The sequence below is a fragment of the Vreelandella zhaodongensis genome (genome assembly GCF_013415115.1).
Lineage (GTDB): Bacteria > Pseudomonadota > Gammaproteobacteria > Pseudomonadales > Halomonadaceae > Vreelandella > Vreelandella zhaodongensis.
Genome location: NZ_JACCDD010000011.1, coordinates 1 through 22,863, shown reverse-complemented (window position 1 = coordinate 22,863; position 22,863 = coordinate 1). Strand labels below are relative to the sequence as shown.

At 51.8% G+C, this 22,863-nt stretch carries 19 protein-coding genes; 14 read left to right on the top strand and 5 right to left on the bottom strand.

Annotation, left to right across the window (positions count from 1 at the left end):
• Positions 1-15 precede the first annotated feature (15 nt).
• The 4 genes from coxB to HZS79_RS16155 are packed head-to-tail and all read left to right on the top strand — an operon-like array spanning position 16 to position 6,319.
• Positions 16-1,101 (top strand): cytochrome c oxidase subunit II, encoded by a 1,086-nt coding sequence (gene coxB, locus HZS79_RS16170; RefSeq protein ID WP_162219561.1) that lies wholly within the window; start codon positions 16-18, stop codon positions 1,099-1,101.
• A complete protein-coding gene (gene ctaD, locus HZS79_RS16165) occupies positions 1,098-3,623 on the top strand; it encodes a cytochrome c oxidase subunit I (protein ID WP_179928373.1) in 2,526 nt (841 codons plus the stop codon). Before coxB ends, ctaD begins: the two co-directional genes overlap by 4 nt.
• 5 nt (positions 3,624-3,628) lie before the next feature.
• On the top strand, positions 3,629-3,985 hold the full coding sequence (locus HZS79_RS16160; protein ID WP_162219563.1) for a hypothetical protein: 357 nt from the start codon (positions 3,629-3,631) through the stop codon (positions 3,983-3,985).
• Between the two features lie 15 nt (positions 3,986-4,000).
• Positions 4,001-6,319: a heavy metal translocating P-type ATPase gene (locus tag HZS79_RS16155; protein WP_246311488.1), complete on the top strand. Its 2,319-nt coding sequence runs from the start codon at positions 4,001-4,003 to the stop codon at positions 6,317-6,319.
• Here the strand turns inward: HZS79_RS16155 and HZS79_RS16150 are convergent.
• A complete protein-coding gene (locus tag HZS79_RS16150; protein WP_179928372.1) occupies positions 6,240-6,539 on the bottom strand; it encodes a winged helix-turn-helix domain-containing protein in 300 nt (99 codons plus the stop codon). The genes HZS79_RS16155 and HZS79_RS16150 overlap by 80 nt on opposite strands.
• 76 nt (positions 6,540-6,615) lie before the next feature.
• On the opposite strand from HZS79_RS16150, the gene HZS79_RS16145 reads away from it, so the two are divergent.
• Both HZS79_RS16145 and tyrS read left to right on the top strand, forming a co-directional pair.
• A complete protein-coding gene (locus HZS79_RS16145; RefSeq protein WP_218928033.1) occupies positions 6,616-7,467 on the top strand; it encodes a response regulator transcription factor in 852 nt (283 codons plus the stop codon).
• A gap of 98 nt (positions 7,468-7,565) precedes the next feature.
• A complete protein-coding gene (tyrS, locus tag HZS79_RS16140; RefSeq protein WP_179928371.1) occupies positions 7,566-8,831 on the top strand; it encodes a tyrosine--tRNA ligase in 1,266 nt (421 codons plus the stop codon).
• On the opposite strand, the gene HZS79_RS16135 is transcribed toward tyrS, so the two are convergent.
• The 3 genes from HZS79_RS16135 to HZS79_RS16125 all read right to left on the bottom strand — a co-directional run bounded on the left by HZS79_RS16135 (position 8,828) and on the right by HZS79_RS16125 (position 13,185).
• The gene (locus HZS79_RS16135; RefSeq protein WP_179928370.1) at positions 8,828-9,904 is read right to left on the bottom strand and encodes a PA0069 family radical SAM protein; all 1,077 of its coding nucleotides are present in this window, start codon (positions 9,902-9,904) and stop codon (positions 8,828-8,830) included. The genes tyrS and HZS79_RS16135 overlap by 4 nt on opposite strands.
• 67 nt (positions 9,905-9,971) lie before the next feature.
• Positions 9,972-11,609, bottom strand: a complete 1,638-nt coding sequence (locus HZS79_RS16130; protein ID WP_179928369.1) for a methyl-accepting chemotaxis protein — start codon at positions 11,607-11,609, stop codon at positions 9,972-9,974.
• A gap of 121 nt (positions 11,610-11,730) precedes the next feature.
• Complete coding sequence (locus tag HZS79_RS16125) at positions 11,731-13,185, bottom strand: uracil-xanthine permease family protein (RefSeq protein ID WP_179928368.1); 1,455 nt, start codon at positions 13,183-13,185, stop codon at positions 11,731-11,733.
• A gap of 521 nt (positions 13,186-13,706) precedes the next feature.
• Between HZS79_RS16125 and uraH the strand changes: the two genes are divergently transcribed.
• The 8 genes from uraH (at position 13,707) to HZS79_RS16085 (ending at position 22,574) form a co-directional block, all read left to right on the top strand.
• A complete protein-coding gene (gene uraH / locus HZS79_RS16120) occupies positions 13,707-14,060 on the top strand; it encodes a hydroxyisourate hydrolase (RefSeq protein ID WP_179928367.1) in 354 nt (117 codons plus the stop codon).
• Between the two features lie 70 nt (positions 14,061-14,130).
• Positions 14,131-15,330 (top strand): urate hydroxylase PuuD, encoded by a 1,200-nt coding sequence (locus HZS79_RS16115; RefSeq protein ID WP_179928366.1) that lies wholly within the window; start codon positions 14,131-14,133, stop codon positions 15,328-15,330.
• A gap of 184 nt (positions 15,331-15,514) precedes the next feature.
• A complete protein-coding gene (locus HZS79_RS16110; protein ID WP_162219571.1) occupies positions 15,515-16,291 on the top strand; it encodes an IclR family transcriptional regulator in 777 nt (258 codons plus the stop codon).
• A gap of 349 nt (positions 16,292-16,640) precedes the next feature.
• Positions 16,641-18,428 carry a glyoxylate carboligase gene (gcl, locus tag HZS79_RS16105; protein ID WP_162220078.1) on the top strand — a complete coding sequence of 596 codons (1,788 nt, stop codon included), beginning with the start codon at positions 16,641-16,643 and terminating at the stop codon, positions 18,426-18,428.
• A 68-nt stretch (positions 18,429-18,496) separates the two neighbouring features.
• Entirely contained in the window at positions 18,497-19,273 is a 777-nt protein-coding gene (hyi, locus tag HZS79_RS16100) for a hydroxypyruvate isomerase (RefSeq protein ID WP_179928365.1), read from the top strand.
• A 109-nt stretch (positions 19,274-19,382) separates the two neighbouring features.
• Positions 19,383-20,267, top strand: a complete 885-nt coding sequence (locus HZS79_RS16095; protein ID WP_179928364.1) for a 2-hydroxy-3-oxopropionate reductase — start codon at positions 19,383-19,385, stop codon at positions 20,265-20,267.
• A 128-nt stretch (positions 20,268-20,395) separates the two neighbouring features.
• A complete protein-coding gene (locus HZS79_RS16090; RefSeq protein ID WP_162220075.1) occupies positions 20,396-21,718 on the top strand; it encodes a glycerate kinase type-2 family protein in 1,323 nt (440 codons plus the stop codon).
• A 124-nt stretch (positions 21,719-21,842) separates the two neighbouring features.
• Positions 21,843-22,574 (top strand): GntR family transcriptional regulator, encoded by a 732-nt coding sequence (locus HZS79_RS16085; protein WP_179928363.1) that lies wholly within the window; start codon positions 21,843-21,845, stop codon positions 22,572-22,574.
• Positions 22,575-22,730: 156 nt separating this feature from the next.
• Here HZS79_RS16085 and HZS79_RS16080 read toward each other — a convergent pair.
• Positions 22,731-22,863: 2-oxo acid dehydrogenase subunit E2 (locus HZS79_RS16080; RefSeq protein WP_179927889.1), on the bottom strand; the 133-nt coding region annotated here is incomplete at its 5' end.

The following is a 22,863-nucleotide window of genomic DNA, read 5'->3' as shown; positions in this document are numbered from 1 at the left end:
TTAGGGAAGCCGCTAATGAGTGAACGCAATTGCGCTAGGTGCATCCTCGCCATTCAACGCCCATCGCGTCGATGGGTCAACCGCGTACTGTTTGCCATATGGCTTGCGATGTTGGTGACATTGGCGGGGTGTGCAGGCGATAAGTCTATCTTAGACCCTGCCGGCCAGGCTGCGCGAGATGTGCGCTTCATCTGGTGGGTGATGCTCGGTTTTGGCACGGTAGTGCTGATCGGGGTAACGGCTTGTTGGCTTTACGCCTTTAAGCCTAGGGACGTTGTTCGCACCCCTGCACAGGAGCGCCGCATTGCCCGCCGCTGGATTGTAGGAGGGGGCATTATATTACCGGTCGCCAGTATTACCGCGCTGTTAGCATTTGGGGTTCCCGCTGGCCAACGTATGCTGCCGCTGCCTATAAGTGATCCACCAGACGTCATCGAAGTGATTGGCCACCAGTGGTGGTTTGAAGTGCGCTATCTGCAGGCACAGGGGAGCGACCAGGAAGGCAACAACGTCGTAGTGACCGCCAATCACTTAGTGATGCCGGTAGGAGAGCCGGTAGATTTTCATGTGAGCGGAGCTGATGTTATCCATGGCTTCTGGATTCCGCGCCTAGGGGGCAAAATCGATATGATTCCAGGGCGGGTCAACAAGATTCGCCTGGAAGCAGATATACCGGCGGTATTTGGTGCCCAGTGCGCAGAGCTGTGCGGTGTGGGGCATGCCAATATGCATCTCTATGTTGAAGCGATGCCTCGCGAGGAGTTCGATACATGGCTGGCTAGCCGACAAGATGAGCAACTTAGTGAGGCGGCCACCGCGGATACCGCTCATGATGACGCGCGCGAGGCGTTTCTAAACCACTGCGCCAGCTGCCATCGGGTGGCAGGCGTTAGTAGCGGCACGATAGGGCCGGATTTGTCGGATATTGGCAGTCGCGCCACGTTAGGCGCGGGGGTTATCGCCATGGAGGAGGGTGCCGTTAGCCGTTGGCTCAAGCATCATCAATCGCTTAAGCCTGGCAATAAAATGCCTGCCCATGATGACCTTGAAATGGACACCTTGGATGCCCTGGGTGCTTGGCTGGAGACCTTGACCCCATGAAAAGCGTGAATCAAGAAGCGGTCGAACATGATCCTCAGCAGTTGCACGAAGAACTGCATGATATTTGGGGAAATCCAAAGGGAATTAAAGCCTTAACTATCGTCAACCACACCACCCTTGGCCTACGTTTTATGGTCACTGGTATGGTGTTTTTCTTGATCGGCGGCATTCTCGCGATGCTGGTGCGCACCCAGTTGGCGATGCCTGATCAAGACTTTATGTCACCGGATATCTACAACCAGGTCACCACCATGCACGGCACGGTGATGATGTTTTTATTTGCCATTCCCATGCTTGAAGGGCTGGCAATTTACTTAATACCCAAAATGATTGGTGCCCGTGACTTGGTGTGCCCACGGTTAACCTCGTTGGGTTATTTCTGCTACCTGTTTGGCGGCATTATTTTAACGTTCAGCCTGATTATTGAAATGGCTCCCTCAAGCGGCTGGTTTATGTACACCCCGTTGAGCAGCAGTGAATATGCACCGGGTCTTGGCTCGGACTTCTGGTTGTTAGGCATCACCTTTGTGGAAATCTCGGCGGTTTCGGCGGGTGTTGAGTTGGTAGTGTCGATTTTGCGCACCCGGACACAGGGCATGGCACTGCATAAAATGCCGCTGTTTGCTTGGTACATTCTGGCCATGGCGCTGATGATTGTGATCGGCTTTCCCCCGCTAATTTTAGCTAGCGTACTGCTTGAGCTGGAGCGCGCAGTGGGAATGCCGTTTTTTGAAATCGCAGGTGGCGGTGACCCTATCCTTTGGCAGCACCTATTCTGGCTGTTTGGTCACCCCGAGGTTTACATCATTTTCCTGCCCGCGGCAGGTATTGTCTCTACGTTAATACCGGTATTTGCTGGGCGGCCCATTGTCGGTTACGGCTGGGTCGTTTTTGCGATTATCGTGACTGGGTTTATTAGCTTTGGGTTATGGGTTCACCACATGTTCACGGTGGGCATTCCACAGCTAGCACAGGCATTTTTCTCAGCAGCGAGCATGTTGGTAGCCGTGCCCACTGCTATCCAAGTGTTTGTATGGTTAGCCACGCTATGGCTGGGAAAACCCAAAATGAAGCTGCCGATGCTTTGGGTGATGGGCTTTTTGATTATCTTTGTTTGCGGTGGCTTAACAGGAGTGATGCTGGCGCTGGTGCCGTTTAACTGGCAGGTGCACGATACCCATTTTGTGGTGGCTCACATGCACTATGTACTGGTGGGCGGCATGTTTTTCCCGCTTATCGCCGGGCTTTATTATTGGCTGCCGCTATTTTCGGGACGGATGCCATCAGAAAACCTTGGCCGCTGGGGCTTCTGGCTGACCTTTTTAGGCTTCAACGGTACGTTCCTGATCATGCACTGGACGGGCCTTTTAGGTATGCCTCGCCGAGTTTATACCTACGAGGCTGGCTCAGGGTGGGAGATCTATAACTTGCTCTCATCAGTGAGTAGTTTTGTTTTGTCAGCAGGTATCGCCATGGTGCTGCTAGATATAGCGTTGCACTTTCGCTTCGGCAAACCCGCGAAACATAATCCTTGGAACGCTGACACGTTAGAGTGGGCTAATAGCATGCCTCCCAGCGCCTATAATTTTATCAGCCTGCCTAACGTCGAAACTCGCCACCCGCTCTGGGACGACCCCAAGCTGCCCTACACAATGGCGGAAGGAAAGCATGGGTTAGCGGTACCGGTTCATGGTCGGCGGGAAATGTGGGGCACCGACCCGATCACCGGCAAAGTACGGGAAATTATTCATCTGCCAGGCAACTCCTGGTGGCCACTACTGGCGGCAGCAGCGTTGGCAGTGGTTTGTATTAGCTTGCTAGTACGCGTGTATGCGCTGGCAGGCATTTTTGTACTGATTGCTGGCGTGTTTTTACTGCGCTGGTCGTGGGAAAACGGCGCTCATCCTATCGCAGCACCGGAGGCTGCTGTTGCCCCAGGTGACCCGCCACTTCATTCGCGTACCATGGATGGCCCAGGGCTGTGGGCAATGGCGGTGTTCTTGCTGGCCAACGGCTCATTTTTTCTATCTTACCTATTTGGCTGGTTTTATCTTTGGACGGTGTCTCCGGAGTGGCGCATGCCAGACACATCGCCGCTCTCGCTACCTCTGCTGGCCGCTGCTGGCATCGCGATAGCGGCGGGCGCTGTGGTGATGGAAAAACTGGTCAGAGGGCTGCGCCATCAGTGTGATGATCGATTGAGGGTAGGCTTGTATCTGGCTGGCACGCTGGGGGCTGTACAAGTCGCTTTAACGGCGTGGGTACTATATAGCGCCAACCTGTCACCGACCCAAACCAGTCATGATGCGGTGTTACTGGTAGGGTTGATATATGTGCTATTTCATGGGGGGTTGGCCGTTGTTCTTACGCTGATGCAAGGCTTACGCGTGGGCTATGGCTATGTGGGTACCCATGCGCCTTTCGAGCCAGCGGTTGTTACTCAGCTTTGGCGCTATAACGTGGTGACCTTCTTGGTATTAGTGGGCTCGATCGCCATACTGCCTCGCGTAGTAGGAGGGTAATCACCATGGACGCCATGCTGAAACGCCTGCATTTAACACATCCACTGCACTTTGTGGTGGGTCTCACACTGTGGTGCATTTGGTTTATTGCTGTTTATGGTGGGCACGCGGTGGCTTGTGAAGCCTTTGCCCCTGCCCCTGAGCAAGGCGTTTTTACGTTGCTGAACGGCGGGCTGCTGATAGTCAGCATCGTGACTACCGGCTTGCTGCTGTTGCTGACCTGGGGGTGTTATGTGGTGGCGAAACAGCACCAGGGGCGAGATCGATTCAATGCCGTGGTATCGGCGGGTTTGTATCTGTTCTCTGCCTTCAGCGTCGTGTTTGTGGCACTGCCCATTATTGGTGTGCCACCTTGCCTGTAACACGGTTGACAAGCGATGGTTGATGAAGAACATCAGCGCCAGAATAAAGAACCGGTAGAGGCACCGCTTTATAGCCTGCACGGCATGTGGTGTACCAGCTGTGCGTTGGCTGTGGAAGGCACGCTGAAGCGCCTACCTGGCGTCGTTGAGGCGAGCGTTCACTATCCAACGGCGACGGTATGGGTCAAAGGCACCCCTAAGGCCATCCAGCTGGCTGCATTGGCGCCCAGCATCAGGCGAATTGGCTATCGGTTAACGGCGCTTGAAGGTGTTCAAGATGCCCATGCTCGCCTTGAAAAAGAGAGCCGCTATCTGGTGCTTCGTCTCATTGTTGGCGCAGTGTTCGGCATGTGGACGATGCTGGCATCGCTGCTTATTTACGCTGGCGCGCTACCTACTACGCAGCTAGAAAGTGTGATGGCATGGATCTCTGGTGCATTTGCGCTACCCGTGGTGTTCTATGCAGGACTCCCTTTCTATCGAGCAGGGTGGCGCACGCTGCAGGCTAAGCGCCCCGGTATGGATGTGCTGGTAAGCTTAGGTGTAGCGGGGGCGATGCTGGTATCGGTAGGGCTTTTGTGGCGTGGCTCGGTGGAGGTGTATTTTGATACCGCGGTGATGCTGATTGTGCTTTTGCTCGTCGGGCGGCTGGTGGAAACCCTATGCAGACAGCGGGGGTTAAAAGCTTTCGAAGGGTTGGCGCTGCCTAGCATGAGGGTGTCCGTATGGCAGCGCGATCAGCGCATAACGCTGCCTGCCGAGGAGGTGGCCTTGCACGCTCAAATTGAAGTGGCTCCCGGTGAGCGTATCGCGTTAGATGGCACACTGGAGACGTCAGGGTGGATGGATACCGCTACGTTAACCGGTGAGAGCGTACCGCGCTTTATGAACCCAGGACAGCGAGTTTATGCAGGCTGTCGTTATGCGGCAGGTATCAATGCACGGCCAATAAGAGTGACGGTAACCGCCACTGTTGGGCAACGCCGAGTGGATAAATTGTGCGAGCAGATGCGTCGCGCTCAGGCGAAAAAGGGCGAGTTACACAAATTGGCCGACCGGTTTGCGGCATGGCTAAGCCCTACTGCATTGCTATTGGCGTTGCTGACGCTGCCTGCCGCGATGCTGGTTGGGTTAGGTTGGGAAGAGGCTGCTGTGCGTGCACTTTCGGTGTTGGTGGTGGCCTGCCCTTGCGCTGTCGGATTGGCGGTGCCGCTGGCAAGTCTTGCGGGTAGCGGCCAGGCTATGCAACAAGGCGTTGCCCTGCGTGATCCTGCCGCTCTGGAAACGCTTGCCAACGTACGTGCCATTGCCTTTGATAAAACCGGCACGTTAACCAGTGGTCAGCATCGTGTGCTGCACGCTTGTCTGCGTCGCCACACGGATGCTGACGTTTTTAAGCGTCAGCTCTTCGCAGCCGTTCGCAATAGTGAACACCCGCTAGCCAACGCTCTGATGGGTTGGGGGAAGGGCTGCGCGAATCAGCCTGATTATACGTTCCGGCAAGTGATTGAGTACCCTGGGGCTGGGCAATGCATCGTTTTTGCCGATGGCAAGCAGTGGTGGCTGGGCAGTGCTGATTGGGTTATACAGCAGCTCGAAAAACGCCCTGAACAGCAGGGCCTAACACTGCCTGATAGCGCTCAAGATCCCGCCTACCGTTTCGCTTCGCACGTCGTGGTGGCCGATAGCCGGGGTTGGCTTGCCACGTTTTATCTAGCAGACCAGCCGGTAGCCGATGCCCAAGCGACCATTCAGCAGCTACAAATGTTGGGTTATGGGCTGGCGATGATCAGTGGTGACCGTCAGGGCCCCGTAAGTTGGCTTGGCCAGCAAGTGGGCTTGCCGAAACAGGCGTGCTATGCCCAGCGTTCGCCTGAGGCGAAAGCGAGGCTGCTCGGCGCGTTGCCATCCCCCACGCTCTATGTGGGGGATGGCATTAACGATACGCTCTGTTTGGCCGCTGCGGGTGCGGGTATTGCCCCGATGCAGGCCAGCGACGCTGCCCGTGAAGGCGCTTCCGCTCAGCTGTTAACGCCTGGGGTGGGGGGCGTTGTTCTGCTGTTGGCAATCGCTCGGCGTACGCGCCGCGTCATGATGCAAAATCTTGCGTTTTCAGCGATCTATAACACCTTGGCGTTAGGGCTGGTGGTGGCGATGGCGATACCGCCACTGGTGGCTGTGCTGGCAATGGCAGCCAGTTCACTCAGCGTTACGCTCAACGCAGCAAGGCTGGCCTGGGCGGAAACCGATGAATTTAGCGATAGCCCAGCGCCTGCCTCAAACGCTCCGCGTTATCGGCCACCCAATGGCGGTCAACAGCACCCCAGTGCTTAATCGTATAGTGGCCGATATTGTGGCGTTCGCCTTCGCTTTTCTCGAATACGCACTCGATATCCATCTCCGCAAGCGAGGTGATTGTGTCCTGGGCTGTACGGCGAGGCATGCCAGTGGCCTCGATTATCGCAGGCACACTCGCCACGCCCTGGGCAATTAAATGCGCCACATACAGGCGACGATAGAAGCTTGATTTGGTTTTGCTTAAGGCCTTGGTCATGCATTGTCCTGTTAGAAAACAAAATTGCTGTAGAATAATTAGCCCAGCATAACGTAACTTTAAGGCCGAGATGGGAATGGTTAACGGTAATGCGATGCATCGTAATGTGACGGCATCTTCAAGTGAGCTTAACCAGGCACTGGCTAGTGCCATTAGCGCATTGCGCACTACCCACTTTACCTCCGCTTTTACCAAGCTACTAAGTCGGTTAGTCACCTTCGACTGCGCTGTTATTGTCGGCTGCCGACCCGGCAAGCATCCTATTTATCTATTCGACTCTCTACATCAGCAGCGCGAGCTTCTGTTCCAGCGCTACTTGATGGATGCCTACCAGGATGACCCGTTTTTGCTATTGCTTGCCCAGCAGCAAAAAGAGGGGGTTTTCACGGCGAAAAATATTGACTCGTTTAAGTACAGGGATGGTGACTACCAACAGGATTTTTACCAGCAAACAGGCTGGCAGGATGAGCTATGCATTACCCTGTACTTAAGTGAAGCTCGGTGGATTGTGGTGTACCTGGGGAAACTGAAGGGGCGCGCCGAACCGCAGGTGCGCTTTACCGATGCCGAGCGTCATCAGGTAACTTGCTATCTGAGCGTGCTTTCTGCGCTTTGCCAGCAGCACTGGAACACACCTTTCCACTTGGCCAGTGCGACAGTGAACGGTGATATCGCGGCAACGTTGCGCCAATCTGTTGGTAGTTTTGGGAAAACGCTATTAACAGCAAGAGAGCAGCAGGTCGCTGCATTGATGGTGCAGGGGATGGATAGCCAAGAGATTGCTGAATACTTAGCGATAGGCCACGGTACGGTTAAAAATCATCGCAAACGCATATATGCCCAGTTGGGCGTTGCCTCACTGAGTGAGCTATTCAGCCTGTTTCTCAATCATATCGTGGCGTCGTCAGCTGGGCCTGACCACCGCTGACCAATGCCTTTATCCCTATTTGTCCCTATAGGGATATCGCTCTTTACCTAGGTGCCCCTTAGCCTAATGTCATTGATTAACCGCAAAGGGACAGCATCATGAACGCTTCGGTATTATTGCAGGACCTGCAGCTGCGTGGGCTGATTGCACAGTCGACCCATGAGCAGGCGCTCAACGAGCTGCTTAGCACCCCGCAAACCATCTATTGTGGCTTCGACCCTACAGCGGGCAGCCTGCACATTGGGCATCTAGTGCCACTATTAATGCTTAAGCGCTTTCAGGATGCAGGGCATCATGGCATTGCCTTGGTTGGCGGCGCGACGGGAATGATTGGCGACCCTAGTTTCAAAGCCACCGAGCGATCGCTCAATCCTCCAGAAACCGTTAAGGGATGGGTGACAGCGTTAAATGAGCAAATCTACTGGCTGATGGCTGCGCATTTAGAGGCGCCGTTTAAGGTAGTCAACAACGCAGAATGGATTAGCGAAATTAATGTGATCGAGTTCTTCCGTGATGTGGGCAAACACTTTTCCATGAATGCCATGATTAACCGGGAATCGGTCAAGCAGCGTTTAGAGCGCCCCGATCAGGGAATGTCGTTCACCGAGTTTAGCTACGCACTACTGCAATCCTACGATTTTGCCTATTTAAATCGCACGCTGGGCTGCCGTTTGCAGATTGGCGGTAACGATCAGTGGGGTAATATTGTCAGCGGTATCGATTTAACCCGCCGTCTCAATGGTGAGCAGGTCATGGGGATAACGCTGCCTCTTATTACCAAATCAGACGGTACCAAGTTCGGCAAAACCGAAAGTGGCACTGTGTGGCTCGATCCAGAGCAAACGTCGCCCTATAACTTCTACCAGTTTTGGCTAAACACTGACGACAGCGACGTCTACCGTTTTTTACGCTACTACACCTTTATTAGCTGTAATGAAATTGACGAGATTGAAGCCAATGATCGAACCGTGGCGGGTAAGCCCCAGGCACAAAAGATACTAGCGGAAGCCGTCACTCGTTTCGTGCATGGCGGTGAAGGGCTTAAAACCGCACAGCGCATTTCCCAGGCGCTCTTCAGTGGCGACGTTGCCACGCTAACGCTGCATGAGCTTGAGCAACTAGCGCTAGATGGTTTGCCATGTATCCAGGTATCGCCAGAAGAGCCGCTAGACAGCGCACTCGTCAAAGGTGGTTTAGTTGGCTCTAAACGCCAAGCTCGTGAGCTGATTGAGCAGGGGGCAGTGCGACTCAATGGCGAACGGGCCACGCAAACCCGCTTGGAGGAAAGCTTCGCGTTATTTGATACCTATTGGATAGTACAAAAAGGCAAAAAACACTTTTGCCTATTTAAGCGCGCGAGCTAATAAAATAAATCCCCTTGCGCCTGGGGTGGTCGAAAGTCGCGGGTGTTCAGACCCTGTTCGGTGCGTGGCTGCATGTTCCACTGGCGGCTGGCGCGATTAAAGCGTTGGGCGATCAAGTCAGCAAATACACCGTCACCCCGGAAGCGTTTGCCAAATTGTGCATCGTAGTTTTTGCCGCTTCGGCATTGGCGAATCAGGCTCATTACCTTAGCGGCTCGCTCGGGGTAGTGGGCTTGTAGCCATGCTTCAAACATTGGTGCGACTTCATGGGGCAGGCGCAGCAGCATCCACGTTGCTGTGCGCGCGCCAGCGCGGCTGGCCGCTTCAAGAATGCGTTCAATTTCGTGGTCAGTAAGGCCAGGAATAATCGGTGAGACCAACGTACCCACTGGAATGCCTGCGGTGTTTAGCTCGCGGATCACTTTTAAGCGCGCCTGAGGCGAGGCCGCTCGGGGTTCCAAGGTACGCTTTAGATTGGCATCCAGGCTTGTCAGACTAACAAACACCCGCACCAAACGATGCTCGGCCATTTCTGCTAGCAGGTCTAAATCCCGCAGTACTAGCGTGCTTTTAGTGACCAGCGTGACCGGATGCCTGCATGCCAGTAGTAGCTCTAATAAACGACGCGTTGTTTGGTAGTTGGCTTCCAGTGGCTGATAGCAGTCGGTGTTGCCGGAAAGGTTGATAGGGCGGCACACGTATTGAGGATGGCTAAGCTCCTCTGTTAAGTGCTCAACTAATCCTGTGCGGGCGATTAACCTGGTTTCAAAGTCCAGCCCCGGTGATAAATCCCAATAAGCGTGGGAAGGGCGAGCGTAGCAGTAAATGCAGCCATGCTCGCAGCCGCGATATGGATTGAGTGAGCGGTCAAAGGGCAAATCCGGCGACCGGTTCCAAGAAAGGGCGCTTTTGCTCGGTTCCTCGCGTACTTCCGTTGCCAGCGTTGTCGTGGCTTCTTCATGCCACCAGCCGTCATCTTCTGCCACGCTGCGGGTTGGCGCAAAGCGGTTATGTGGATCGTAGGTCGCACCGCGCCCTTTATGCACGGTAGCGCCGGAAGAGTGAGAAACCATTAGTTGCCACCTCTGCACTATATAAGCGTTGCTATATGGCTATATATACAGTATATGGCGTTTGGCTCTATGTGCAAGGTGTGGCTTGATGAGTTAACGAAACACACCGAATGCCTGATTGGGTGTTTTCATCGCCTGAGTTGAGTTTAAACCTAAGCACAACCTCGGTTAACCGCTCAGCCTCATGCTCTAACTGGGTCGCGGAGGTGCTGGCTTGCTCTACCATGGCAGCATTCTGCTGAGTCGTTTGCTCCATTTCACCAACAGCACTATTAACTTCGTTGATGCCGATACGTTGCTCCTCGCTAGCCACCGCGATCTCATCCATCAAGGTGGTGACACGTTTGACGGATTCCATAATGGCGGCCATGGACTCACTGGCTAAATCAGCTTGTTGAGTACCTGCTTCTATTTGGCTTACTGATGTTCCAATCAACTGGCGGATATCCGCCGCGGCATCAGCGCTACGTGTCGCAAGCAGACGTACTTCACTGGCTACCACGGCAAACCCACGACCATGTTCACCCGCTCGGGCTGCTTCAACTGACGCGTTGAGCGCCAAAATGTTGGTTTGAAAAGCGATAGAGTCTATTAAGCCGATAATATCGGTAATCTGCTGGGAGCTATGGCGTATTTCATGCATTTTGCTCACGACGTGAGTGACGACATCACCTCCTTGTTGAGCATTCTGCGCAGCTTCTTGAGCAACGTGGCTAGCTTGCGCCGCGTTGTCACTGTTGCGCTCCATGGTGGCTGTCATTTCTTCAATGCTTGAGGCGGTTTGCGTTAATGAAGCGGACTGACGTTCGGTTCGTGATGCAAGATCCTGGTTGCCTAACGCAATTTCCCGTGCACCGGCAAAGACCTCCTCACTGCTATGGCGTACGGTGGCTACTGTCTCAAGTAAGTCTTTTTGCATGTTGCGTAGCGAGTTGAAAAGCACGCCAATCTCATTACGACCATGCACTTCAATTGTTTTGGAAAGGTCACCTTTAGCAATATGCAGAAAGTGTTCATTGATACGCTGCATTGGACGAATTAAGTTAGCGCTAACTCCCCAGTAGACGATGGCAGTGATAACTAATGCTGTCATAAAAACTAACATAATAGCCATGTTGGCTAAGTTAATAACTGAAGAAAAGTCAGCGAGTCGTTCATTACCTTCGGCTTCTACCGTATGGAAGAAGCTAAGAGTGTCTTGATGGAACTGTGCATACGCTACTTGTGCATCGTGACGCTGATGTTGATAGGCAGCGACATCTCCTTGGTAAAGTGCCTCTAACTGTGGAAACAAATGGTTGGTTAACATGTTATTGAAGCTAGCGTTTATTTCACTGATGAAGTGTTCGTGAGCAGGGTTGGTGGGAAGATGAATAAACTCAGATAATATGTTGGCGGCATTGTTCAACGCATCATGCAGCGCATCAGCTCGTTGGCGCCTCTCTGCTGGGGGCATAGATGACTGAGGTTCAATTATTTCTTCATATAGATGGCTCATGTGGATGCGAGCATTTTGCAACGTTGAGTTCGTTCTATTCAGTGTCGCTTGCTGATTCACATTGACGTTAGTGAATTGCTCAATACTTTTCTGACTATGATTAACTGCATACAGGCCAGTCCCGCTAAGCAGAAGCAGCAGTATTAAAAAAGAGCTTAAAACGAGTGACCAGCTCATTCTCATTGTTAGGTTATTTAAGCGGTGCATGCGTCACTCCATTAGTGTCATTATTATATACGGAAACGGAAAAATAGAACTACCGGGCTAGCGGCAGTTCTAAATCGTCGGACATTATGTGGCGTCTAGTTTTTGGTTAATGACCACATCATTAGTCAGCGTGAACGCTACGTTGATCAAGGTGATTACGTTGACTGTGAGCCGCTTCCTCAGTGGCTTTATCTTCATTGGCAATTTTTTCTCGTTCCTTAGCTTCATCGGAAAGAGACTTTTTAGGGAGCACGATATTGAGTGTGAAGGCCGTAATAGCCGCGACAACGATGGGTGCACCACCGATCAAGTCTCGTAATACGGCAGGAAATTGCTCAATTGCCGATGGCTCAGCAGCGATACCTAAGCTCAACGCAAGGGAAAGGCCAACGATGGTCATATTGCGAGCGGACATTTCATCTTTAACCAACAATTGAATACCGGTCATCGTGATCATGCCAAACACAGTAATCGTTGCACCACCCAAAACGGGGTAGGGAATCGTTGTGATCATAGCGCCAAACTTAGGGCTAAGACCGGCCAGGATCATAAAGATACCCGCCAGTGCTAGTACATAACGACTGATTACCTTGGTCATTGCAACAATGCCAACATTCTGGCTGAACGTGGACGTGGGTAGGGCACCAAAGAAAGAGCTGATGGTCGTGGTTAAACCATTACCCAGCAGGCCGCCAGTTAGCTCTTTGGTTTTTAGCTCACGGTTCATGCCGCCAACGGTTGTGGCAGATAAATCCCCGATGGTTTGAACGGAGTTGATAATGCAAATGACCACCATGGAGGCGATGGCAGCCGTATGAAACTCCATCTTAAACGGCATCACCTGGGGCACGGCCACCCACGACGCATTGGTAACATTCTCAAAGCTAACCAAACCAAGGGATAGGGACAGCAAGTAGCCCACCACAATGCCCACGATAATGGCAGAGAGCTTTACTACCCCTTTACCAAATTGTGCCGCAATTAAAACAGTAAGTAGCGTGACCACCGCAACGATCCAGTTGATAGGGTCGCCAAAGTCGGAGGCATTGACGTTGCCGCTGCCTGCCATATAGCGAATAGCGATGTCGTATAGCGATAGACCGATAACTAACACCACTGTGCCAGCAACGACCGGTGGGAATAAATGACGAATATATTGGATAAAGTAGCCCACCACGACCATGGTCATGCCGCCAATCAGCTGGGCGCCTAGTATCCCTTCAATCCCATACTGCGCGCCAACGGCAACCAATGTTGGTACGTACGCAAAGCCGACACCAAAAATGGCCGGTAAGCGCGCACCGAATTTCCATACGCCATACAGATGAAACACAGTGCAGACACCTGACGCTAGCACTGCGATCTGAATAAGTAGAAGCTTTTCTTCTACGCTCGCTCCCACTACGCCTGCAACGATAATGGGTGGTGTTATCACGCCAGCAATCATGGCCAGCAGGTGTTGAAGAGAAAGCGGCAGCACCTTTAAGAACTTAGGTTTTCCATAAAAATCAAAGAGCGATGTGCTCTTTTCATCTATTCGCTTGTGCTCTGTTGAAGAGGCTGGGGCGTCGCTCATGAAGGACTCTCCTTTGTTTTTGTATTCAATAATTTAAAATTATTGTTCATTTTTGGAAATATTACTGTACACAAAACTGGCGAGAATAATAAATTTTTTTAACTCTTTTCTGCGCTGCTATACCGCTCAGCTGGGAGGTTAGCGGGCTTCACTGACGCTCCAACATTAAAAATAATAGGCCTGTTAATTCGAATTATGTATTTAAATAATTGATTTTTAATTTATTTTTAAATCCATGTGGTTTGGTAGCTTGCTAATTATTTGGACATAAGGGGAGGGTGCTAAAAAAGGATTGGATTGCTGACCAGTCGGTGGTGGGCACTGATGAATGACGGAAGAACAATGTGAAATAAAAAATGTATACAAAAAATGTTTTGAAATGTTCTCATTAATTAGATAGAAATGTAGCCAATATGTTTGAGGAGCTGAGAGCCAGCCTTGCAAGCCTTTTGGAAAACCGTATGGCAGCGGTTGTGGCTTCATCATAAAAATACGTCGTCAGAAACACACAGGAGAAACGAATGGGATACGTAACAACGCACGTTCTGGATACTGCAAAGGGCTGCCCAGGAAATGGCGTCAACATCGATGTATATCGGTACATGGATGGTCAGCGTCAGCTTATCAAGACAGTGACAACCAATGATGACGGTCGCTGTAACAACCCCATATTGGAGGGTGACGACCTGATAGAGAGCGAGTACGAGCTAGTTTTTCATGCGGGTGAGTATTTGGTGAACCAAGGCGTCGACGGTAAAAGCCCTGCATTTTTGGACATGATTCCGATTCGCTTTGGTGTCAATGATGCTTCACAGCATTACCACGTGCCTTTGCTGCTATCGCCTTATGCCTACTCAACCTATCGGGGTAGTTAGCGGGCGCAATAACACAAAGTTTGCCTAACGCTGTCGACTAACAACAAACAAACGAGGCGAGGATTCTGCTATGCAGTCCTACTTTATTGAATTTGCTAATTTTATGCTGCGCTGGCTACATGTGATTGCAGCCATTGCCTGGATTGGCGAGTCTATCTACTTTGTCATGCTCGATAATGGGCTGAAATCGCCTAAAGATGAAAACTGCCGCAAAAAAGGTGTGTTTGGTGAAATGTGGGCCGTGCATGGCGGCGGCTTCTATCATAATCAGAAATATGCCACCAGTCCGGAAAAGCTACCTGAAGATCTGCACTGGTCCTTCTGGAAAGCTTATACCACCTGGTTATCTGGCTTCGCTCTATTCATTATTTTGTACATGGTTAATCCTGGCTTCTATTTGGTCAATCCGAACAGTAACTGGGAGTGGGCTGCCAATATGACAGGCTGGCAGGCCAATGTTTTAGCGCTAGTCTTTTTGTTATTGGGTTGGGTGGTTTACAACGAAATGTGTAAGCGCATCAGCCCCAACATGGAGCGCGATGGTCTGCTAAGTATTGGTGTCGCGATCATGATGGTGGTGGTGGCGTACCTGAGTACTCAAATGTTCTCCGGTCGGGCAGCGTTTCTATTGACTGGGGCGGTCATGGCAACGGCGATGTCAGCTAACGTGTTCTTTTGGATCATCCCTGGTCAGCGCCGTATGGTTAAAGCGATGAAGGCAGGTGAAACGCCTAATCCGTTAGATGGCAAACGTGGTAAGCAGCGCTCAGTACACAACACGTACTTCACGCTGCCGGTTGTCTTATTAATGATCAGCAATCACTACTCCTTTGCATACTCCCATGCCCATGCCTGGGTCATCATGGCGTTGCTGATTTTTGCGGGTGCGTTAATTCGTCAGTACTTCGTATTGATGCATGCTGGAAAAATACAGCCTAGTTATCCTGCGGCAGGTGTTCTCTTGATTATGGTGGCGTTCTGGATAGGAATGCCGAGTAGTCAACAGGCTAATTCCAGTGCAGAAACGGCGCCGGATATTGCTGAGGTACAGACAGTCATTGAGCAGCGTTGCGTTGCATGTCATGCACAAGCGCCTTCCCATCCTGGTTTCTCCGCACCACCCGCTGGCATTGCATACGACAGTCTTGACCAAATGTTGCGCAATAAAGATGGCATACAGCAAGTGGTGGCAAGTGGCTACATGCCGCTTGGCAATATGACCAATATGACCGATGAAGAGCGTGCTTTGATTCAAGCGTGGGCTGAGTAACTAGCTCGCTCGTTGTGACGACAGCAGCTAGCACCTTAACGGTGGTAGCTGCTGTATAGCTGAGTTCCTCAACGCCTCTCATATTATATCAATGATGGCCGCCGGTGTTTTGGCAGGTCGACGTAGGTCTTGAGGTTCTTCACGATATCTCGATAGCTCAATTAACGAAGTGAGTTAACCAGTCATGAGTGACAAGGATAAAAATAAGCAGTTAATTCCCGCGCTTGAGCGGGGGCTGACGATTCTAATGGAGCTGAATCGCCATCATCGTGAAATGAGTTTTGCCGAAATCGTCAAACGCGTTGGCTATCCTCAGTCCACCTCGTATCGCGCAGTACAGACCTTGGAGCATATGGGGTTTCTGCGCCATCACCCTGTCACGGGGTTGTATTCGCTGGGTGTCAATGTGCTTAAGCTGGGCTTTGAATATGTGGCGTCATTAGATGTCGTTCAGGTAGGCCACCCTGTTATTGAGTCTTTATGCGAGCAAACTGGCTGCTCAAGTCATATTGCCATCCGCGATGGCAGGGATGCAGTTTATGTAGCACGTGTGGGAGCGACTAACGCCACGATTCGTCGCGTTAGCGTAGGAACGCGAATTCCACTGCACTGCACTTCATTAGGGCGACTACTTCTGACAGACCTTTCAAAAGAGGAGTTTGAATCGCTCTATCCTGATGACCAACTGCTTAATAAAGAGCTCGGTGCGCCAATATGGCGTGACGTTCTCTGGGAATTAGTTCAGGAGGATCGCCAGCGCGGTTATGTGATTGCGGATTCTTACTATCACTTCGGTATTTCTTCAATTGCTTACCCGCTCTATAACCATGACGGGGTGATGGAAGGCGTCGTTAGCATCATGGTGCCTGTGCATGAATTTACCGAGGAAGAGCGAACCGAGTTACAAGCACAGGTGGAAGAGGCTGCGAGAACGATTTCTGGCATGCTGGGGCATGGTTAAACCCGCGGCGCTCTGCGCGCCGAGTTAAATCTAAAAAAGTGGTTATCCCTGTATGGACTGGATGCAAGAGCGCCGGTCCTTTTGGTATGCCCGCTCTTACCAACGCAGCTAATGCCATATCCGCACCGCTGCTGTTCACCCACCCCATTCATACTTATATTAAAAATATTATTTTAATCAACTGTATGTTTTTAAATGTTTTTTGTTGGTCGTTTGAATTTTTATGGAAATATTTTCCATAAAATATTGACAGTTCTGTGGGCGGCGCATACTTTGAATACTGTCTCGTATACAAAATTAAATACAAAAATGAATGCTAAAAGTGTTCAATCTTCGAGGAGAAGTTGTGATGGCTAAAATGACAGCTGCAGAAGCCGCCATTCACGTCCTGAAAAAAGAAGGTGTTGATGTTGCCTTTGGTGTGCCAGGGGCTGCGATTAACCCTTTCTACGCTGCGATGCGTAAAGTGGGAGGCGTAGATCACGTGTTAGCACGCCACGTGGAAGGAGCCTCGCATATGGCGGAAGGGTATACCCGTACAACCGCTGGCAACATTGGTGTGTGTATCGGTACTTCTGGTCCTGCGGGCACGGATATGATCACTGGTCTGTACTCCGCCAGTGCTGATTCAATTCCAATTCTATGCATTACTGGGCAAGCACCACGCTCCAAGATGCATAAAGAAGACTTCCAGGCAGTCGACATTCAGACGATTGCCGGGCCGGTAACCAAATGGTCTGTCACGGTGATGGAACCTGCCCAGGTGCCGCGTGCTTTCCAAAAAGCCTTCCAAATTATGCGTTCCAGCCGCCCTGGACCGGTATTAATCGACCTGCCCATCGATGTACAGATGAGCGAAATTGAGTTCGATCCGGACACTTATGAATCACTTCCGGCTTATAAACCTTCAGCATCCCGTGCCCAAATTGAAAAAGCACTGACGATGCTCAACGAAGCCGATAAGCCGCTGATTGTGGCCGGTGGCGGCATCATCAACGCCGATGCTGCCGAGCAATTAGTTGAATTTGCCGAGCTTACCGGTGTGCCAGTCATCCCGACGCTGATGGGGTGGGGAACGATCCCAGATGATCACCCGTTAATGGCGGGCATGGTGGGGCTGCAAACGTCGCACCGTTATGGCAATGCGACCATGCTGGCCTCTGACTTTGTCATGGGAATTGGTAATCGTTGGGCCAACCGACACACTGGCAATGTAGAAACGTATACAAAAGATAGAAAATTTGTTCACGTTGATATCGAGCCAACGCAAATAGGCCGTATTTTCGGGCCTGACTATGGCATCGTTTCTGATGCAAAGCTTGCCCTAGATCTGTTTATCGACGTCGCTCGTGAAATGAAGGCCAGCGGACAGCTGAAAAATCGTAGTGCCTGGGCACAAGAGTGTCAGGAGCGTAAGCGCACGCTACTGCGCAAAACGCACTTCGATAATGTGCCGGTGAAACCCCAGCGTGTTTACGAAGAGATGAATAAGGTTTTTGGCAAGAATGCACGCTACATCAGCACGATCGGTTTGTCTCAGATTGCCGGCGCTCAGTTCCTACACGTGTACAAGCCTCGGCACTGGATTAACTGTGGCCAGGCCGGACCACTGGGCTGGACCATTCCTGCCGCACTGGGTGTTTGTCGTGCCGACCCTGAGGCCGAAGTGGTCGCGCTGTCTGGCGATTACGACTTCCAGTTTATGGTAGAGGAGCTAGCGGTCGGGGCACAGTTTAACTTGCCATATATCCACGTGCTGGTGAACAACTCCTACCTCGGTTTGATTCGTCAGGCCCAGCGTGGCTTCGACATGGACTACTGTGTCCAGCTCTCGTTCAAGAACATTAACTACACCGACGAAGAAGCGGCGCTCGCTGAGTACGGCGTAGATCACGTGTCGGTTGCTGAAGGCCTTGGCTGTAAAGCGCTACGTGTCACTACACCTGATGAGATTGCACCTGCGTTAGAGAAAGCGCGTGAGCTGATGCGCCAATACCGCGTGCCGGTGGTGGTGGAAATTATTCTCGAGCGCGTTACCAATATCTCGATGGGCACTGACCTTGATGGGGTTAATGAGTTTGAAGCGTTAGCTGAAAACCTTACCGATGCACCGAGCTCTATTGCCAGCCTGACGTAACGCACCAAGGTGCTGCCAGGCAAGTCGCTGAAGTCGTTATTAAGACGAGAAAACGTTAGGAGAACACTATGGCTAAGTTTGCCGCGAATCTCAGTATGCTGTTCACTGAAGTCGATTTTCTTGATCGCTTTGAGGCTGCCGCAAAGGCGGGCTTTAAAGGGGTTGAGTATCTTTTTCCCTATGACTATGCGGCAGCTGACATCAAGCAGCGCTTGGATACGAATGGACTAACCCAAGTGCTGCACAACTTACCTGCGGGAGATTGGGGAGCAGGCGAGCGAGGCATTGCTTGTCATCCCGACCGGGTAGAAGAGTTTCGCGCCGGTGTGGATAAAGCGATCGACTATGCCACTGCGCTTGGGTGCAAGCAGGTGAACTGCCTTGCGGGCATTCAGCCTGAGGGCGTGAGTGATGCTGAGGCTCACCGCACCCTGGTTGAAAACCTCCGCTACGCTGCTGAAAAACTCAAAGCAGCCGACATTTTATTGCTCGCAGAACCTATCAACACCCGTGATATCCCAGGCTTTTTCCTTAATCGCACCGAACAGGCGTTGGCCCTTTTTGACGAAGTCGGCAGCGATAATTTAAAGCTGCAGTACGACATCTATCACATGCAAATCATGGAGGGTGATATTGCGCCCACTATTGAAAAGCATTTCGCGCGTATCGCCCACGTGCAGCTGGCGGATAACCCAGGGCGCCATGAGCCAGGAACAGGTGAGATCAATTATCCCTTCTTATTTAGCCACCTACAGCAGCTTGGCTATGACGGCTGGATTGGCTGCGAGTACAAGCCCAAGACCACGACAGTCGAAGGTTTGGGTTGGTTAGATAAGGCGCGTTAACCCTGTGTGACGTAAAGCAGGCAAGTGAGTAGATAGTCGATAATTCAAGAAATCTAAATCATTTGGAAACAATAGGTTGGTTTCTGAAAGACGCGAATGGAGAACAATTATGAGTAAGATCGGTTTTATTGGTTTAGGCATTATGGGTCGTCCTATGGCGGGCCACCTGCTCGACGCTGGTCACTCGTTGGTGACCGTTAAACGCGGCACATTGGATGCTGCGCTTGCCGAAAAAGGCATGAGTGAAGTCGCTTCACCCAAAGCAGTGGCTGAAGCGTCTGACGTCATTATCACCATGGTGCCCGACACGCCGGATGTAGAAAGCGTGTTATTTGGTGAGGAAGGCGTAATTGAAGGCCTGAAGCCCGGCACCCTGGTGATTGATATGAGCTCCATTGCCCCGATGCAGACCCAGGCATTTGCCAAGCGGATTACCGATGCAGGCGGGGAGTTTGTCGATGCGCCGGTTTCTGGTGGTGAAGGTGGTGCAATTAACGCCGCGCTTACCATTATGGTGGGCGCAACGCCGGAAGGGTTTGAGCGAGCCAAGCCATACCTAGACGTTGTTGGGAAGACGATTACCCACATTGGCGGCCACGGTGCAGGTCAGACGTGTAAAGTAGCCAACCAAATTGTGGTAGCACTGACCATTGAAGCGGTGGCAGAAGGGTTGCTGTTTGCATCCAAAGCAGGCGCGGATGTCGCTAAAGTGCGTGAATCATTAATGGGCGGTTTAGCTCAATCGAAAATCCTCGATGTTCATGGCGAGCGGATGATCAAACGCACCTTTGAGCCTGGATTCCGCGTTCGTCTGCACCAGAAAGATCTCAACTTAGCGTTAGAAGGTGCCAGGACGTTAAACCTGTCATTGCCAGGCACCGCCAATGCACAACAGCTGTTCCAAGCGTGCGCCGCCAATGGAGGCGAGGACTGGGATCATGCAGGTATTGTGCGGGCATTAGAAAAGTTGGCAGACCATGAGGTTGGTCAATAACGCCCCTTTGCTAGGCAGGCCAGCGTCTGTTGGCCTGCTATTGAGTTCTTTTTCAAAGCTCATTTTTCTAAGCTCTTGAAAGCTCCTTTCTGAGCCCTTTTCCTGATCCCTGCCCGAGGAGTCTTTTGATGAATTCCCTTGTTCGCTTGGCGCCTTTTACCAGTGAAGAGGCGACCCGCCAGTGGCTGATTCAATTGGCCAAAACGGCCATTGCCGCCGTACATCCTGATAGCTTGTTAACTGCCCAGTTGCCTGAAAAGCCACCGGGCCGAACCGTGGTCGTGGGGGCAGGCAAGGCTGCTGCCGCCATGGCGCACGCGTTAGAGTTGGCCTGGGAGAAACGCGCCAGTGATGCAGGCGAAGAGGTCGACTTAACGGGCGTAGTAGTGACCCGTTATCAGCATGGTGCAGCGTGTCGCTATATCGATGTACTGGAAGCCTCCCACCCGATGCCTGATGCGCTGGGAGAACAAGCCGCTAAGCGCATGCTTGATGAAGTGAAAGACCTGGGTGAAGACGATCAAGTGATCGCACTTATCTCAGGAGGCGGCTCTGCGTTAATGACCCTGCCAGCGGACGGCATTTCGTTAGAAGACAAACAGGCTCTGAATAAGGCGCTGCTTCGATGCGGTGCACCGATCCGTGAAATCAACACCGTCAGACGCCATTTGTCTGCAATTAAAGGCGGGCGGTTGGCCACTGCTGCGCACCCCGCGCAAGTGGTGACGTTACTTATTTCGGATGTTCCTGGTGACGTGCCTTCATTAATTGCCTCAGGCCCGACGTTGCCGGATAACACAACGTCGTTAGATGCGTTGGCAATTTTAACCCGCCATGAGATTGAGGTGCCTGAGCATGTGAAACGCCATTTAATGGCCGATCATCGTGCGCCTCAGACCTGGAATCAAGGGTTTGCACGGGATAAGTCGACTATCCTAGCCCGTGCAAGGGACGCACTGAAGGCTGCCCAGATCAGCGCCGAAGAGAGTGGCCTAGAGGTAAGAGTGTTAGGCGATGACCTTGAAGGTGAAGCAAGAGATTTAGGCATTGCCCAAGGCCGTATGGCGTGCAAGCTGCAGGCTGAAATTACACGTCCGCTGCTGGTGCTGTCAGGTGGTGAAACTAGCGTTACCGTGCGCGGTAATGGTCGAGGAGGGCGTAACGTTGAGTACCTGCTGGGGCTTTTTGATACGCTAAAAGGATGTGATGGCATTTATGCGATTGCTATTGATACCGATGGAATTGATGGCTCTGAAGATAATGCAGGTGCGTTAATTGGGCCTGAATGCTGGCAGCGGGCTAAGGCATTAACGCTTTCTGCCCAGGATTACCTTGCCCGTAATGATGCGTACAGTTTCTTTGACGCTTTGGATAACCTCGTGGTAACGGGGCCAACCCGAACCAATGTCAACGATTTCCGAGCGATTCTTATTCTCCCCAACCCGTCGTAAAACTGCAGTTGTTTCCGCTTATCTACACGATTACCCAGTTAAGGCATTGTTTTGTGTGGTTCTGAGTGGTTGTCTGAGGGGGAAACATGATAAGTTTCATCGAGGTTCATTAGAGAGTTAGGCCATGACCCTCGGCTGGCACAAGAAAGGTTTTACCAAAACGAAAGAAGGTCGCGTTAGCGATCAAGACATTGTTGAACACATCCGGTCTGCGGTACTGATGCAGCGACTGGCACCGAATACAAAACTGCCTGAAGTCACTATCGGCGATGTATTTGGCGTCAGCCGTTCCGTGGTGCGTAAAGCGTTAACACGGCTTGATGCTGAACATGTTATCGACCAACGGCCGAATCAGGTTGCCCGCGTCAGGGCGCCTTCGATTGACGAAACGCGAGAAACCTTCTCTGCGCGTAGGTTAGTGGAAGGTGAAATTGTCTCACTGCTGGCGGGTAAGCTGGATGTGGCGACTTACAAGGCGCTAGAGAAGCAGGTTGTCCTTGAAAAGCAGGCCTTTGAAAATAGTGACGAACCGTCACGCATCGAACACTCCCTCAATATTCACCACTTACTGGCTAATCATGCCCCTAACCGTATCCTGGGCGCGATGCTGACCGACCTCGTCTTAAGAACGTCAATTGTGATTGCTCTCTATAAGCGTCCAGGGTTGTCTTCTTGCTACTTGGAAGGCGATCATGCGAACTTGCTTGGGCACTTGGCGAGTGGTGATGCGGAGGCGGCTAAGCAGGCGATATACACTCACCTTAATAGCTTAGAGTCTTTGCTGGTGCTGTCGTCTCAAGAGCCAGAAAACGACGATTTGATGACTATTCTAGGCGGTAAACCTGTTAGGGCGTGATTCGCTAGCCCTAGGTTTTCGTTAACCCTGGTTTTCGCTAACCATCGATTTTCGCTAACCCTGGGTTTTCGCGAACAATAGATTTCAATGCTTCAAACTGATGTCTCAAAAAAGCGGCGCCCTATTGGGCGCCGCTTGTGGCTTACTCAGAGACGATTACAGCAGTAGCCGACGAATGTCCGTCAGCACATCGGCCAGGAAGGCCGTGAAACGAGCGGCATCCGCACCGTTGATTGCTCGGTGATCGTAGGAGAGCGACAGCGGCATCATCAAGCGCGGCTGGAAGGTA

Bases quoted from the DNA above. Each gene is read 5' to 3' on its own strand.
- ctaD (WP_179928373.1), top strand. From the start codon at position 1,098: ATGAAAAGCGTGAATCAAGAAGCGGTCGAACATGATCCTCAGCAGTTG.
- hyi (WP_179928365.1), top strand. From the start codon at position 18,497: ATGGCTAAGTTTGCCGCGAATCTCAGTATGCTGTTCACTGAAGTCGAT.
- gcl (WP_162220078.1), top strand. From the start codon at position 16,641: ATGGCTAAAATGACAGCTGCAGAAGCCGCCATTCACGTCCTGAAAAAA.
- tyrS (WP_179928371.1), top strand. From the start codon at position 7,566: ATGAACGCTTCGGTATTATTGCAGGACCTGCAGCTGCGTGGGCTGATT.
- uraH (WP_179928367.1), top strand. From the start codon at position 13,707: ATGGGATACGTAACAACGCACGTTCTGGATACTGCAAAGGGCTGCCCA.
- HZS79_RS16130 (WP_179928369.1), bottom strand. From the start codon at position 11,609: ATGCACCGCTTAAATAACCTAACAATGAGAATGAGCTGGTCACTCGTT.
- HZS79_RS16160 (WP_162219563.1), top strand. From the start codon at position 3,629: ATGGACGCCATGCTGAAACGCCTGCATTTAACACATCCACTGCACTTT.
- HZS79_RS16095 (WP_179928364.1), top strand. From the start codon at position 19,383: ATGAGTAAGATCGGTTTTATTGGTTTAGGCATTATGGGTCGTCCTATG.
- HZS79_RS16085 (WP_179928363.1), top strand. From the start codon at position 21,843: ATGACCCTCGGCTGGCACAAGAAAGGTTTTACCAAAACGAAAGAAGGT.
- HZS79_RS16125 (WP_179928368.1), bottom strand. From the start codon at position 13,185: ATGAGCGACGCCCCAGCCTCTTCAACAGAGCACAAGCGAATAGATGAA.
- HZS79_RS16150 (WP_179928372.1), bottom strand. From the start codon at position 6,539: ATGACCAAGGCCTTAAGCAAAACCAAATCAAGCTTCTATCGTCGCCTG.
- HZS79_RS16115 (WP_179928366.1), top strand. From the start codon at position 14,131: ATGCAGTCCTACTTTATTGAATTTGCTAATTTTATGCTGCGCTGGCTA.
- coxB (WP_162219561.1), top strand. From the start codon at position 16: ATGAGTGAACGCAATTGCGCTAGGTGCATCCTCGCCATTCAACGCCCA.
- HZS79_RS16135 (WP_179928370.1), bottom strand. From the start codon at position 9,904: ATGGTTTCTCACTCTTCCGGCGCTACCGTGCATAAAGGGCGCGGTGCG.
- HZS79_RS16155 (WP_246311488.1), top strand. From the start codon at position 4,001: ATGGTTGATGAAGAACATCAGCGCCAGAATAAAGAACCGGTAGAGGCA.
- HZS79_RS16110 (WP_162219571.1), top strand. From the start codon at position 15,515: ATGAGTGACAAGGATAAAAATAAGCAGTTAATTCCCGCGCTTGAGCGG.
- HZS79_RS16090 (WP_162220075.1), top strand. From the start codon at position 20,396: ATGAATTCCCTTGTTCGCTTGGCGCCTTTTACCAGTGAAGAGGCGACC.
- HZS79_RS16145 (WP_218928033.1), top strand. From the start codon at position 6,616: ATGGTTAACGGTAATGCGATGCATCGTAATGTGACGGCATCTTCAAGT.